Below are 14,747 nucleotides of genomic sequence, written 5' to 3' on the forward strand. Positions count from 1 at the left end.
TCTATATGAGAGACAGGTTTTTCTTTGCCTCAGACAGCAGTTTTGTGGCTATACTGCATACATACAAGACTTCAGTCAGAAAAGAGGAAAGAATATGAAAGAGATTATTACGAAAGATGCACCGGCAGCGATTGGACCGTATGCCCAGGGCTATATTTCCGGGAACTATGTGTTTACATCCGGTCAGATTGGCGTGGATCCTGTTACAGGAAAGGCACCGGAAGGGATTGCCGCCCAGGCCGCAAAGTCCTGTAAGAATGTGGGTGCTGTGTTAAACGCAGGCGGCAGTGATTTTACCAAAGTGATCAAGACAACTTGCTTTCTTGCGGATATGAGCGACTTTTCTGCTTTTAATGAAGTGTATGCAAAGTACTTTAAAGGCAAGCCGGCAAGAAGCTGTGTTGCCGTGAAAACACTGCCAAAGGGACTATTGTGTGAGATTGAGGCAATTGCGGAGCTTTGAAAATGACACAAGAAGAAATCAAGAAGCTGATACAGGCAAACCGTGATTTCCTGAAACCGATGGAAGATGTACCGGATTATCAGAGTGATCAGGACCTGAAGAAACCGCAGCCGCCATTGGTCAAAGAACCAATGACGGATCAAAGCATCAAACTGCCTGTGAACTATCAGGATCTTATGATTGACAATGATTTCATGCATGTGATCAACAACCGTCAGTCGCACCGTGTGTATACACAGCAGAAGATGAGCCTGCTGCAGGTAAGCTATCTGCTCTGGTGTTCCCAGGGAATCAAAGGCATACGTGGAAAACACTATGCCACACTGCGAACCGTTCCCTGCGGTGGGGCCCGCCATGAGTTTGAAGTCTATATGGCTATCCAGAACGTGGAAGGCTTAAAAGACGGTCTTTACCACTACCTGCCGATGACGCATTCCATTGAGCTGCTTAAAACAGTGTCTGATCTGAAAGACTTCATTTCTCAATCATTAGATGGCCAGGTCTGGGCATCAAAGGCAAATGTTGTCTTTTACTACGGCTATGTATGTTACAGAGCAGAATGGAGATATGGTATCTATGCCGGCAGGATGATCATGGCAGATGCTGGCCACATCACTGAGAATCTCTACCTTTCTGCAGCAAGCATTTCGCTTGGCGGATGTGCCATTGGCGCTGTAAATGGGAAACTGGCAGACCAGACATTCGGTCTGGATGGCAATGATGAGTTCATTCTGTATGCTATGAGTGTCGGCACTATATCAAAGCAGGACAAAGACAAGGAAGATGATATCTATGCCTTTGTGAAAGAGCAGGGACTTTAATGATACAATAGCTTTGCATCATCCGAAGGCTGGCTGGTGAAGAAGAAAAACATCAGAATCATGATTGCACTGACTGTGGGATTTGTACTTGCTATGATATGCATGAGCATTGCCATCTATTATGGCTACACAAAGGCATACCGTACAGATGTAAGTGCACTGACAGTCCGAATGCTTGGCATTCCGATTTACCAATTAACACAGACTGGCGCAAAGTATGCAGGCAGCCCCATGGGCCCTTATATGGGTGCTGTGTGTGGAATCTTCATGATACTTTCTGTCTGCGTGGAAGAAACCATTCGAAACATGCATCATCATAGATGAACATCCAAAGATAATATATACAGAAGCTTGGGCAGGAGAAAATGACAATGATTACGGATGAAACAATCAAGCGTATCATTCAATTTACAAAGGATCGTGACTGGGACCAGTTTCACAGTCCGGAAAATTTAGCCAAATCTATTTCGATAGAAGCTGGTGAACTGCTGGAATGTTTTCAATGGGATGGAAACCATTATGACAGGCAGGCAGTAAAGGAAGAACTGGCGGATGTAATGAACTACTGCCTTCTTCTTTCCGACAAGCTGGATCTTGATCCGGACCGGATTATCAATGAAAAGATTGATCAGAATGAGAAGAAATATCCTGTTGAGAAGGCGAAAGGAACAAGTAAAAAGTATACTGAATTATAAGGAACAAACGATTGCGGCACAGGGGTGAGAGGAATGGACAATCCGGTGATCTATCAAATCAAAGATAATGAGACGGCACTGAAATGTCTGGAAAATGAACTGGAAACAGGACCGGATCAGAAGAATGCCAGATTTATCCTGCGATATCCAACTGTGTATATCCACAATCTCAAAGGCAGCGATCATTACGAGGTGTATATCGGCGAGTCCAATAATATCATCCAGAGAACGATGCAGCACTATGAGACAGCGAAGCAGGATGATACCTGGCAGCACCGGTTTGTACAGGATGAAAATGCCAGACTGTTCATCATCGGACATGATCACTTTAATAAGTCATTGACCCTGGATGTGGAAAACCGTCTGATGCATTACATGCTTGGCGTGCAGAAAGTGGAAAGAATCTATAACCGGCGCGGCAATGAGCAGGACAAGTATTTCCCGGAAGAAGAATTCAATGAAATTTTCCGGCGCATCTGGAAACAGCTGCATCATCTCAATGCAGACTTGTTTCCGGAGCAGCGGCTGATTGAAGAATCGGATATTTTCAAGGCATCCCCTTTCCATAAGCTGACTGATGAGCAAAAACATGATAAAGATATGATTCTGGAGATCATTGATACAGCTTTGCAGAGCCAGGAAATCGGTCAGCTGATCTTTGTCTCAGGAGAAGCAGGTACTGGCAAGACTGTCCTCAACAGCAACCTGTTCTATGAACTGTGCACTGCAAAAAAGCCGGATGGCTCTCCATATAACTGTCATCTGATTGTCAATCATGACCAGCAGTTGAAGGTATACCAGCAGATTGCCAGGAAGCTTGCTTTGAAGAGCGTGGACCGGGAAATTGTGAGCAAACCAACAGCCTTCATCAATAACCATATTGGCAGGCCGCCGGTGGATGTGGTGTTTGTGGATGAGGCACATCTGCTGTGGACACAGGGCAAGCAGTCCTACCGCGGGCATAATCAGCTGGAAGATCTGAGGAGGATGACCAAAGTCACCGTCATCATGTTTGACGAACATCAGACCCTTCATACGCAGGAATACTGGGATCCTGCCTATGTAAGCAGGCTCAGGTCCGAGGCAAGAAATCAGATCGGTTCGAAAGGCATCAGCTACTATTTTGAGCTGAAACAACAGCTGCGTATTCAGGGAAGTCAGGAAACGGTGCACTGGATCAGGAATTTTACAGATCATCTGCAGCTGGATCCGATTCCGGCAGATGAAAACTATGATCTGAGAGTGTTTGACAGCCCAAAGAAACTGGAACAGGCAATCCGGGCAAGGGCAAGCCATGAACATACAAAGCTGTCCAGGATTCTTGCTACATTTGACTGGGATTATATTGATAAAAAGAAGCCGGAACAGGATGATTACTGGTATGTCACGATTGGCGACTGGAAGATGCCATGGAACCTGCAGTTGCCCCGCATCGCAAATGGCAGAAAGCAGCAGAAACAACTGAAGGAAATGTCGTGGGCAGAACAGCCTGTTTCTCTTAATGAAGTTGGTTCCACCTTTACAATTCAGGGCTTTGATCTCAATTATGCGGGTGTCATTCTCGGCCCTTCGGTAAAATACAGAAATGGCAAAATTGTCATTGATCCTTCGCAGAGTGCAGATAAGAAAGCGACCCAGTTCCGCACGCTTGCAGATGGAAGCCGGGCACAGTTTGGAAGGGAATTCATCCGCAATGAGATCAACGTGCTGCTGACAAGAGGGGTACAGGGATTATATCTGTATGCGGTGGATGATGAGCTGAGAGCAGCATTGCTGAAAGCGGCAGGACCTGCCATGAAAAGATATTCCTGAAATGGCGGCGGTTTTGCCTGCTGAAAAGATGATTCAGGAGATTCTGAAAACGGCAGGTGTTTATTAACAGGACATATGAGGGAGGAAGTATCTCTTGAACCCGATTGATGAATATATTGCAAAGCAGGATGAAGCTGTACAGGATAATCTAAATGCTGTCAGAGATACAATCCGTTCGGTACTGCCAGATGCTGTTGAGAAGATATCCTGGGGGATGCCTACATGGTGGGACAAACACAATCTGATCCATATGGCAGCTGCGAAACATCACATTGGTATCTATCCTGGTGGTGATGGTGTAGAATACTTCACTGCTGAGCTGAAAAAGCGCAATCTCCGTTACAGCAAGGGTGCGATTCAGATTCCGTATGATGATACACTGCCTCTGGATCTGATCCAAGAGATTGCGGTATGGTGCGGTGTGCATCATAAGGAGTGAGTGTATGGGGAAGATTTATTTTGTCCGCCATGGACAGACGGTATGGAACGTGGAAAACAAGATCTGCGGATCTACCGACAGTCCATTGACAGAAAAGGGAAGACAGCAGGCGAAGGAAACCGGCATGGAATTAAAGAGAAGAATCGATGCTGGTGAGGTGCATATTGATGAGATTCTGTGCTCGCCATTGAGCCGTGCATATGATACAGCTTTGGAAATTGCAAAGATCACAGGTCTTCCTGTACGCGTGGAGCCAAGACTGCGCGAACAGTGCTTTGGCAGATGGGAGGGTCTTGCCCGTGACAGCAGGGAATTTGCTTTGGCAAGAAGGAACTTCTGTGACAGCTATGCTGGCGGGGAATCCATGATGCGGATGGCGCAACGTATCTATAATCTGCTGGATGAATTGAAGCAGGATACAGATAAGACCTATCTGCTGGTCGCACATAATGGCATTGCCAGAATCACGGAATCCTATTTCCATGATATGAGCAATGAGGAATTTGCGAACTATGGCATCAAAAACGGTCAGATCATTGTATACGATTTCTGATCACATTTGTGCTGCAAACAGCTTGATGAAGCCGATAGCCATCCGCTGGAAGATGTTTTCTTTAATGTCGCCTTTGTGCATCTGATGAGATACCTGATAGCATGCAATCATATCATCTCTGATATTCATGACTTTCTTTGAACCGCACAGATATGTGCCGTTTTCAAAGTGCAGATACAAAGAGCGGTAATCCAGATTGATGGTGCCTACAGTGGCAGCTTTATCATCGCTGACAAAAACCTTGGCATGATTGAAGCCGGGTGTGTATTCATAGATCTTCACACCTCCCGCAATCAGATTCTGATAGAACGATCTGGTGATATACCAGACTGTTTTTTTATCCGCAACACCAGGAGTCAGAATTCTGACATCCACACCCCGCTTTGCGGCAAGAATCAGAGCATTCTCCAGTTCTGTGTCAATAATCAGATAGGGTGTAGAGATATATACATACTTCTTTGCATTGTTCAGGATGTTCATGTAAACATTCTGGCCGGTGCTTTCATTGTCAAACGGGCTGTCTCCATAGGCGGCAATATAGCCATCCGCTTCACCCTGTTCAGCCTGGGCGTGAAAGATGCTGAAATCCTCATCCGTTGGCCGCAAAGCATTCCAGTTCGTCAGAAACAGAACAGTATAGGACCAGACAGCTTCACCCTTGATGCGGATACAGTTATCTTTCCAGTGTCCGTGTTTTACGATGCGGTTGATATATTCATCCGCCAGGTTGATACCGCCGGAGAAAGCTGTCTTACCATCAATCACCATGATCTTGCGGTGATCCCGGTGATTCATGACTGCACCAATGACAGGATTGAGCTTATTGAAACGCACACATTTGATGCCTTCCTGCTCCAATTGCTTTGCATAAGAAGCTGGCAGCGTGGCAAGAGAACCCATGTCATCGTACATCACCCGTACATCCAGGCCCTGCTGTGCCTTCTGCTTCAGAATCTCCAGCATGCCATCCCACATCACACCTCTTTCAATGATGAAGTATTCCAGAAAGATGAACTTCTCTGCTTTGCGCATCTCTTCCAGCATGACGGGATAGCCGTCATCTCCGAGTGGATAATAGTCAAAGCCGGTATTGTGATAGATCGGGAAGCCGGCAGTGGCACTGAGATAGTGCACATCACCGGACAGATCCGGCATTTCTGCCTGCAGATCATGAAGAGCCCTGGGATCCTGCTGCAGACAGCAGCTGGCTTTTCTGGTTTCTTTGACAAGAGCAGAGATTGTTCTGGAAGCGACCAGATTGGCACCCAGGAATAAGTAGATCAGTGTTCCTGGCAGCGGGAACAGCAGAATCAGCAGAATCCACATCATATCAAATGACAGGTGGCGGGAATTGTTAATGACAGTGATGACAATGACCGTGCTGATCAGTCTGAGTACCAGATCTACCCATGCAAAGCTTGTGAAGAAGTGGAATAATCCCAGAACAATTGCGATTTCAACGATACCGCCCAGAATCAGAATTGCCGGCCGCAGCAGTTTCTCAACATATTTCATAAGCAGTGATGCCCTTTCCGGCATAATGTGAGCCGTTATGGTGCTATTATACGACATCCTGCCAGAACAAATTTCCAACATTTGGAAAAACAGTAAACACAATGGTAAATCTCTGCTAGAGTTACTGCATCAAAGGGAGGAAGAGGAGATGGAACAACAAACAGAGACATATGACCGCAGAAAACTGCTTCAGGAAACAGTGAAACTGGCATGGCCCGCTGTTCTTGAAAGCTTTTTTATATCTCTGGCAGGGATGATTGACACCATGATGGTTTCCTCCCTTGGCACCTATGCGGTGGCAGCAGTTGGTCTGACCACCCAGCCAAAGTTCATTACCCTGGCAGTCTTCTTTTCAACAAATGTGGCCGTTTCTGCCCTGGTTGCAAGAAGAAAGGGACAGAATGACAGGCGCAATGCTAATGAAGTATTGGTAACAGCACTGTGGTTTACAGTGATTGTCTGTATTGCTTTGAGCATCCTGTCTGTTGCATTTGCCAGCCCCATCATCAGACTCTGCGGCTCCAACAGTGATACCCATGATGCCGCTGTGATCTACTTCCGGGTCATCCAGGGCGGCATGATCTTCAATGTACTGACCATGGTGATTAACGCAGCCCAGCGCGGGGCCGGCAATACCAAGATCGCCATGACAACCAATATCGTTTCTTCCCTTGTCAACATTTGCTTTAATTATTTACTGATCAACGGCAACTTTGGTTTCCCGGAATGGCATCTGTTCGGTGCTGCTGTGGCAACGGTGCTTGGCACCATCGCTTCCTTTGCCATGTCACTGCAGTCCCTGTTCAAAAAGAACTCTTTTGTTTCGATTCCCTATATTGTAAAAGAAAAGGTCAGTGCTTCCTTGAACGTCATGCAGTCCATCTGGCATCTCGCCTATAACCTGTTGATTGAAAACTTTGCAATGAGAGTGGGCTTTATGACAACGGCCGTCATTGCTGCAAGACTTGGCACCGATGCCTTTGCGGCCCACCAGGTAGGTATGAATTTCCTGAGCCTGACATTCTCCTTCGGCGATGGCATGCAGGTCGCTGCGGTTGCTTTGATCGGCCGCTCCCTTGGTGAAAAGAAACCAGATCTGGCAAAGATCTATGGCAGCCTCTGCCAGCATGTCGGTCTGGCCATCTCCATCGTTGTTGCCATTATCTTCTTCTTTTTCGGCAAAACATTATTCTCCATGTTTTTCAATGCCCCAGATATCCTGTCAGATGGTGTGCTGATCTCCAGATTCATCATCGTCATTGCTCTGTTCCAGATCTCTCAGGTCATCTACGGCGGCTGCCTGCGCGGTGCCGGTGATGTCAAATACTGCCTGTTTGCCTCACTGCTCAGTGTGACGCTTATCCGTACCATTGTTACATGGATGCTGACATCCGTATTTGCACTTGGCCTGACGGGTATCTGGCTCGGTGTTCTTTCTGATCAATTCTCACGCTTTGTTCTTCTCAGATACCGTTTCGAGAAGGGTGAATGGACACAACTGCGTATCTAAAAAGACATGCCTGCTTATCTCAGACATGTCTTTTTATCAGGAGGATCCAGGCAATTGCTGTCTTGCCTGCATGCATGCTTTCCTTCTGCTTTGGCAGCAGGGATGTCATGCTGTGAAGGTCTTCATCAATGAAGTGCCGCCCCGCTTGCAGGCAGCGGTCACATGCGTATAAACTTGCTTGGCATCCCTGCTGGCCAGAATCGAAACACCGGCAGTGCCAAGCAGGAAACCGTACGCAATCATTCTTGCATTTGTCCAGGAACTCATGAATCTATTCTCCTTTTTTATACGGTTAGTATATATAAACTAACTAGTTTTGCTTTAACGCATACACAGATTTTGTCAATGTGCATTTGTACTGGCTTCAACAGTCTTTTTGCAAGTAACACGAATTTGAAATGATGACTTTCAGATATGAAAGCGCAATGGGGAACATTGCAATCAGATACGTATGCGATTTGGTACATGGTGCTGCATCTGACGTGACACATCCCATGGTTTTACCAAAATATGCATTTTTGATTTTCTGATCATAAATCGAAAATCTTTTGAAAAACAGACAATAATGAGGTACACATTTTGCAGAAAGTGTTTTTCTATAGCACAAACTGGCGAAGAAAAACAGAAAAAAGTGTCTGAAATACGATTTTAGAAGTAAAAATCATAGCCGAATGTAAGAATTTACATGAAAAGTGTAGATAGAGTTAACAAATTATGAAAAAATCATGAAATTTAATATTGTAATTTTCACGGATGGCCTTAAAATTGCAATTAATTCCAGAGAGGGGGAATATAAATGACAGCTTACAAGAAACCACTGGCATTGGCTCTTGCATTGGCAATGCTGGCGGGCTGCGGAGGCAGCGGCAGTGGTACTGCTGCAGCCAGCAGCGGAACTTCTGGATCCGGCAAGACGGTAACCGTCGCAATGGATGCAGATTTGAACACAATGGATTATGAGTATGCAACAGATGGCAACTCCTTCATCATGCAGTCAATGTGTGAAGCAGGACTGGCACAGCTGGATGCGGATGGTCAGGCACAGCCTGATCTGGCAGAGAGCTGGGATGTCAGCGATGATGGCAAGACATATACCTTCCATCTGCGTGATGGCATTAAGTGGTCCAATGGTGATCCGGTGACTGCTTCTGACTTTGTCTATGGATGGCAGCGTCTGGTCGATCCTGATCTGGCTTCTGAGTATAACTTCATTGAAACAACGATCGGCGTTGAGAATGCGGCTGATATTATTGCCGGTACCAAGGATAAGAGTGAGCTTGGTGTTGAGGCAACCGATGACAAGACATTTGTTGTTCATCTGACCCAGCCGTGCGGATTCCTGCTTTCACTGATGGCATTCCCGTCCTTCTTCCCGCTGAATCAGAAGTTCTATGAGTCTGAAGGCGACAATTTTGCCCAGAGTATTGATGATCTGCTGTACTGTGGTCCGTATACAATGACAGACTGGCAGACAGGCAACCAGTATACATTCACAAAGAATGATGATTACTGGGATGCATCCAATACAGATGTTGATACTGTAACCTTCAAGTTCCTGCAGGATACACAGTCCGCTATGCTTGAATATCAGTCTGGCAATATTGATGTTGTCAAGCTGGCCAGTGAGCAGGTTGATGCATATAAGGATCAGGAGGGCTTTACAACCCGTCTGCAGGGATATGCATGGAGACTTGATTACAACTTTGACAATGCAACACTGCAGAACAAGGATCTGCGTGAGGCTATCTCGCTTGCCATTGACCGTGACAGCATTGCCAAGGATGTTCTGAAAGATGGTTCTGTTGCGGCAGAGGGCTTCATCCCGAAGGAATTCGCATATGGACCGGATGGCAAGGATTATCGTGATACTGCCGGCACACTGATCAAGGAAGATGTTACGGCTGCGCAGGCTGCTTATGCAAAGGCTAAGGAAGCTCTGGGTGGAGATGTCACAGTTACCCTGTTGTTCGAGGATTCTGAAGCGAGCAAGGCTGTGGCTGAGAACCTGCAGCAGCAGCTGCAGACGAATCTGCCTGGCCTGACTGTCAATCTGGATTCCAAGCCTAAGAAGACAAGACTGGATCTGATGACAAAGCATGAGTATGAGATTGGTCTGACCAGATGGGGTCCTGACTATGCAGACCCGCAGACATATCTGGATCTGTTCAAGTCTGATATTGCTGGTTACAACGGCTCTTACAGCAATGATGATTACAATGCGCTGCTGAACAAGGCTGAGACAGGTGATGATGCATCTGATGCCGAGGCACGCTGGGCTGATCTGGTTGCTGCAGAGAAGATGCTGCTGGATGATTATGCAACCTGCCCGGTATATCAGAATGGCGGTGCGATGATGATCAATCCGAAGGTTACAGGAATTGAGTTCCACAACGCAGGTGTCGATTCCTATCGTCATATGAAGAGAGCTGCTTAAGGCTCATTCATCACACAACGATCATGGAGCGGGTTTAACAAAACTCGCTCCATTCTATGTTAGAAAGGATAGTTTATGACAAAATACATACTGAAGCGATTGCTGATCAGTATCCTGACCCTGCTGGTCATCATCTTTGTCCTGTTCCTGATGCTGGATCTGATGCCGGGATCTCCATTCAATGATGAGAAACTGACAGCATCCCAGAAGGCTGCCCTGTATGCCAAGTACGGCCTGGACAAGCCATTCTTCGTGCGATTCCTCAAATATCTCGTCAATATGCTGCATGGAGATCTCGGTGTCTCCTACGTATTGACCAAGAACAGATCAGTCACAGCAATGCTGATGGGACCGCTTGGCGTCTCCATCCGCATTGGCGCCCAGGCCATGGTGCTTGGCTCGATTCTCGGACTTCTGCTTGGCATTGCCGCAGCACTCCATCATAACAGCTGGATTGATTCCCTGTGCTCTGTTGTCTCCATTCTTGGTGTCTCCATTCCATCCTATGTATTCGCCCTGCTGCTGGCCTTCTATATCGGCTTCAAGCTCAAGTGGGCACCGATCCTCTACAACACTTCCATTCCCTTCTCATCAAGTGTTCTTCCTACGATTGCACTTGCCATGTTCCCGATGGCTAACATCTCCCGTTTCACCCGTTCTGAAATGATCGATGTGCTGGGATCTGATTATATTTCCCTGGTTGAAGCAAAAGGCGTCAAGGAACGTCCGCTGATTGTCCACCATGCCCTGCGTAATACGCTGATTCCGCTTGTTACTATTATGGGACCGCTGCTGGTCAACCTGCTGACAGGTTCCATGGTCGTGGAAAAGGTGTTTGCCATTCCCGGCATTGGTATGTTAATGGTGCAGGCCATTCAGTCCAATGACTATAACGTTGTCATTGCGTGTGCCTTCACGTATTCCGCCATGTACATCATCATGATGCTCATTGTTGATGTACTCTATGGCGTCATTGATCCTCGCATCAGAGTGGCGAAAGGAGGAAATTAACCTATGAGTGAAACAAGCAGACCTGTTCTGACAGATGAAGTCATCGACGATTATACAGAAGATGATTTCCAGTTTGTTCAGCAGAACGAAAAGCTTCATGACAAGGTGTATAAGACAACATCGTATGCGCACGATGTCTGGGTATCCTTCTGCAAGAACAAGGGCGCTGTTGTCGGCATGGTCATCATTCTGATCATTATCTTCTTCGCTATTGTCGGTCCGATGATCTCCGGCTATTCCGGTGAAGCGATCAACCAGGCAGAGCAGTCACTGCCGCCCCGTATTCAGGGCCTTGCAAAGCTCGGTATCTTTGCCGGCAAGGAAAACGGCGTCAATGTCTATGCACAGAAAGGCTTCACGAATGTGTATCACTGGTTTGGCACCGATACCAATGGCCGTGACCTGTTCACCCGTGTCTGGGAAGGAACCAGAGTCTCACTGATTATTGCCTTTGCCGCAGCCATCATCGATATCGTGATCGGTATGTCCTATGGTCTGATCTCCGGCTACTTCGGCGGTAAGGTTGATATGGTCATGCAGAGAATTGTCGAAGTGCTCAATGGTATTCCGACCCTGGTTGTTGTTACCCTGCTTGGTCTTGTACTGCCAAGCGGCATTACCTCCATCGTGTTTGCCCTGATGATCACCGGATGGATCGGCATGTCACGTATTGCCCGTGCTGAAATGCTGAAACTCAAGGAAAGTGAATATGTCCTTGCGTCCAGAACCATGGGTGCCAAGAGTTTCTACATCATCTTCAAGGACATCATGCCCAATATCTTCGGACAGCTGATCATCATGTCCATGTTCTCTATTCCCAATGCCATCTTCACAGAAGCCTTCCTGTCCTTTGTAGGTCTGGGCATCCAGCCTCCGCAGGCATCCCTTGGCTCTTTGATCTCTGATGGCTACAAGTCCATGACCGTGCATCCATTCATTCTGGTTGCGCCGATCATCGTGCTGGCTCTGCTGATGCTGAGCTTCAATCTGTTCGCAGATGGCATTCGTGATGCCTTCGATCCGAACCAGAAGCAGGGATAAGGAGGAAGCGTATGTCACTTGTACCACGTAAGAAAGAGGACCGCGTACTCTCCATCCGCGATCTGAACATCTCGTTTGAAACATCTGCCGGCAGAGTCAATGCCATCCGCGGTGTCCGCATGGACCTGTTCCGCGGCGAGACCATTGCCATCGTTGGTGAGTCCGGCTCCGGCAAGTCCGTTACCGTCAAGACCATCATGGGCATTCTGGCCAGCAACGGCCGCATTGATTCCGGCACGATCAACTATACGTATACGGATGAAAAGGGTGAAAAGCAGACCGTCGATCTGACCAAGCTGTCTCAGCGTGAAATTCGTTATCGCTTCAATGGCAAGCACATTGCCATGGTCTTCCAGGATCCGATGACGTCTCTTGATCCAACCATGCAGATTGGCAAGCAGATCATGGAGCCGATCACAACCCATGAGAATGTGTCTAAGGAAGAAGCACGCAAGAGAGCTCTGGATCTGCTGAGGGAGGTTGGTATTGAGAATCCTGAGAAGCGGTTCAAGGAATATCCGCATCAGCTGTCCGGCGGCATGAGACAGCGTGTTGTCATCGCCATTGCCCTGGCCTGCAATCCGGATATCCTGATCTGTGATGAGCCGACTACGGCACTGGATGTGACCATTCAGGCCAAGATCCTGGAGCTGATCAAGAAGCTGCAGGAAGAACATAACATTTCGGTTATTTACATTACCCATGATCTTGGTGTTGTGGCAAAGGTAGCAGACTATGTGGATGTCATGTATGCCGGCCGCATCATTGAGAAGGGTGATGTCAATGAGATTTTCTATGATCCGCGCCATCCGTATACATGGGGCCTGCTGGCTTCCATGCCGGATACAGATACGGATTCCACCCGTCTGTTTGCCATTCCCGGTACCCCGCCGAACCTGCTGGAAAGAATCCAGGGTGATGCCTTTGCACCGCGCAATCCGTATGCGCTGGCCATTGATTACAAGGCGGAACCGCCGATGTACAACGTTGGCGGCAAGCACAGAGTTGCCTCATGGCTGTGTGACCCGAGAGCGCCGAAGGTTGAGATGCCTGAGCAGCTGAAAGATCGACTGAAGAAGATGAAGGAGGAGGATGAACGCTATGCCGGAAATTGATTACAATCAGGAACCGCTGCTGCATGTGGAAGGCCTGAAGCAGTACTTCCGCATCTCCCGCAGCTATACAACCAAGGCTGTGGATGGCATTTCCTTCGATATCTACCGTGGTGAGACATACGGCCTTGTCGGTGAATCCGGCTCTGGCAAGTCTACCACCGGCAGAGCCATCATCCGCCTGTATGATCCAACCGCCGGCAAGATTATCTTTGACGGTCATGATATCTCGGGCAAACTGTCCAAGAAGGATGAGTCCTTCCTGAGAATCAATATGCAGATGATCTTCCAGGATCCGATGGCGTGCCTGAACCCGCGCAAGAAGGTCAAGGAAATCATTGCCGAAGGACTTGAGCTGCATCACCTGTATAAGGATAAGGAAGACCTGGATAACAAGGTCTATGCGATTCTGGACCGTGTCGGTCTGTCTCATGAACACGCGACCCGTTATCCGAACCAGTTCTCCGGCGGCCAGAGACAGCGTATTGGTATTGCAAGAGCATTGATCATGCATCCGGAACTGGTCATTGCTGATGAAGCCATTTCCGCCCTGGACGTTTCCATTCAGGCACAGGTTGTCAACCTGATGAAGGACCTGCAGGATGAAATGGGCATTACATATCTGTTCATTGCCCATGATCTTGCCATGGTCAAATACATCTCTGACAGAATCGGTGTCATGCACCTGGGATACATTGTCGAAACAGGCACGACGGATGAAATCTTCTCCAATCCGATTCATCCGTACACAAGATCGCTGCTATCTGCCATTCCGCATCCAAATCCTATTGTGGAAAAGAAGAGAGTGGCACTGAGCTATGATAAGGACAAAGAAGGTGTTGATTACAGCAAGGGTGTCATTCACCAGCTGACCAAAACACATTCTGTCCTGGCCACAGACGAAGAATTCGCCAAGTGGTCCAAAGAACATTACAACGCATAATTTACCCTTACATATCCTCCTTGATGGAACCTGCAGAATGAGCCCTGCAGGTTCTTTTATTGCTTGTGATAAAAAACTTTGCATGATAATATGCAGTCGAAAGAAGACAATAATTATTAATAAATTCCGGATGGTTATACTATGATAGAAAGAAAAATATATCTTGAAAAACTGATAAGGAAACAATGGAACGGTCGGATTAAGATTGTAACTGGTATTCGCAGGTGTGGAAAGAGCACCTTGCTTTTTGATTGATAACACCGCGCATACCCTGTCTATAGCCAAAACCTCAATGTTTGCACAACGTGGCGTAGGCTCAGGCGGGGTTAGCGGCGTCATTTTTCTTTTGGCCTTGTTCCTGAATATATTTACGGATCATCTGCTCTGTTGTATCTGAT

15 protein-coding genes are annotated in these 14,747 nt (G+C 47.3%); 13 read left to right on the top strand and 2 right to left on the bottom strand.

Translation table 11 applies throughout. The annotated features are described in order from the left end of the window. Positions 1–94: 94 nt before the first annotated feature. From DHU66_RS04395 to DHU66_RS04425, 7 genes are all read left to right on the top strand, one after another. Positions 95–463: a Rid family detoxifying hydrolase gene (locus DHU66_RS04395; protein WP_108774675.1), complete on the top strand. Its 369-nt coding sequence runs from the start codon at positions 95–97 to the stop codon at positions 461–463. Between the two features lie 2 nt (positions 464–465). Beyond that, the gene (locus DHU66_RS04400; protein WP_108774676.1) at positions 466–1,284 is read left to right on the top strand and encodes a SagB/ThcOx family dehydrogenase; all 819 of its coding nucleotides are present in this window, start codon (positions 466–468) and stop codon (positions 1,282–1,284) included. Positions 1,285–1,320: 36 nt separating this feature from the next. Further along, entirely contained in the window at positions 1,321–1,608 is a 288-nt protein-coding gene (locus DHU66_RS04405) for a DUF5963 family protein (RefSeq protein WP_167836253.1), read from the top strand. 47 nt (positions 1,609–1,655) lie between these two features. Continuing rightward, entirely contained in the window at positions 1,656–1,979 is a 324-nt protein-coding gene (locus DHU66_RS04410) for a nucleotide pyrophosphohydrolase (protein ID WP_209451737.1), read from the top strand. Between the two features lie 33 nt (positions 1,980–2,012). Further along, positions 2,013–3,791, top strand: coding sequence for a DUF2075 domain-containing protein (locus tag DHU66_RS04415; RefSeq protein WP_209451738.1), 1,779 nt, complete (start codon positions 2,013–2,015; stop codon positions 3,789–3,791). Positions 3,792–3,885: 94 nt separating this feature from the next. Beyond that, a complete protein-coding gene (locus tag DHU66_RS04420; RefSeq protein ID WP_108774678.1) occupies positions 3,886–4,230 on the top strand; it encodes an iron chaperone in 345 nt (114 codons plus the stop codon). A gap of 4 nt (positions 4,231–4,234) precedes the next feature. Beyond that, entirely contained in the window at positions 4,235–4,783 is a 549-nt protein-coding gene (locus DHU66_RS04425; protein ID WP_108774679.1) for a histidine phosphatase family protein, read from the top strand. On the opposite strand, the gene cls is transcribed toward DHU66_RS04425, so the two are convergent. Further along, entirely contained in the window at positions 4,784–6,298 is a 1,515-nt protein-coding gene (gene cls, locus DHU66_RS04430) for a cardiolipin synthase (RefSeq protein WP_108774930.1), read from the bottom strand. It lies immediately after the preceding gene. Positions 6,299–6,446: 148 nt separating this feature from the next. Between cls and DHU66_RS04435 the strand changes: the two genes are divergently transcribed. Next, positions 6,447–7,808 (top strand): MATE family efflux transporter, encoded by a 1,362-nt coding sequence (locus tag DHU66_RS04435; RefSeq protein ID WP_108774680.1) that lies wholly within the window; start codon positions 6,447–6,449, stop codon positions 7,806–7,808. Positions 7,809–7,913: 105 nt separating this feature from the next. Here the strand turns inward: DHU66_RS04435 and DHU66_RS12145 are convergent, their stop codons facing one another. Beyond that, a complete protein-coding gene (locus DHU66_RS12145) occupies positions 7,914–8,075 on the bottom strand; it encodes a DUF6110 family protein (RefSeq protein ID WP_167836254.1) in 162 nt (53 codons plus the stop codon). Between the two features lie 529 nt (positions 8,076–8,604). On the opposite strand from DHU66_RS12145, the gene DHU66_RS04440 reads away from it, so the two are divergent. The 5 genes from DHU66_RS04440 to DHU66_RS04460 all read left to right on the top strand — a co-directional run bounded on the left by DHU66_RS04440 (position 8,605) and on the right by DHU66_RS04460 (position 14,349). Then, a complete protein-coding gene (locus DHU66_RS04440) occupies positions 8,605–10,242 on the top strand; it encodes a peptide ABC transporter substrate-binding protein (protein WP_108774681.1) in 1,638 nt (545 codons plus the stop codon). A gap of 75 nt (positions 10,243–10,317) precedes the next feature. Beyond that, positions 10,318–11,253, top strand: coding sequence for an ABC transporter permease (locus DHU66_RS04445; protein WP_108774682.1), 936 nt, complete (start codon positions 10,318–10,320; stop codon positions 11,251–11,253). A gap of 3 nt (positions 11,254–11,256) precedes the next feature. After that, positions 11,257–12,294, top strand: a complete 1,038-nt coding sequence (locus tag DHU66_RS04450; protein ID WP_108774683.1) for an ABC transporter permease — start codon at positions 11,257–11,259, stop codon at positions 12,292–12,294. Between the two features lie 11 nt (positions 12,295–12,305). Beyond that, the gene (locus DHU66_RS04455) at positions 12,306–13,409 is read left to right on the top strand and encodes an ABC transporter ATP-binding protein (RefSeq protein WP_108774684.1); all 1,104 of its coding nucleotides are present in this window, start codon (positions 12,306–12,308) and stop codon (positions 13,407–13,409) included. Continuing rightward, positions 13,396–14,349 (top strand): ABC transporter ATP-binding protein, encoded by a 954-nt coding sequence (locus tag DHU66_RS04460; RefSeq protein WP_108774685.1) that lies wholly within the window; start codon positions 13,396–13,398, stop codon positions 14,347–14,349. Before DHU66_RS04455 ends, DHU66_RS04460 begins: the two co-directional genes overlap by 14 nt. Positions 14,350–14,747: the final 398 nt, after the last annotated feature.

It is taken from the genome of Lactimicrobium massiliense (assembly GCF_900343155.1).
GTDB lineage: Bacteria > Bacillota_I > Bacilli_A > Erysipelotrichales > Erysipelotrichaceae > Bulleidia > Bulleidia massiliensis.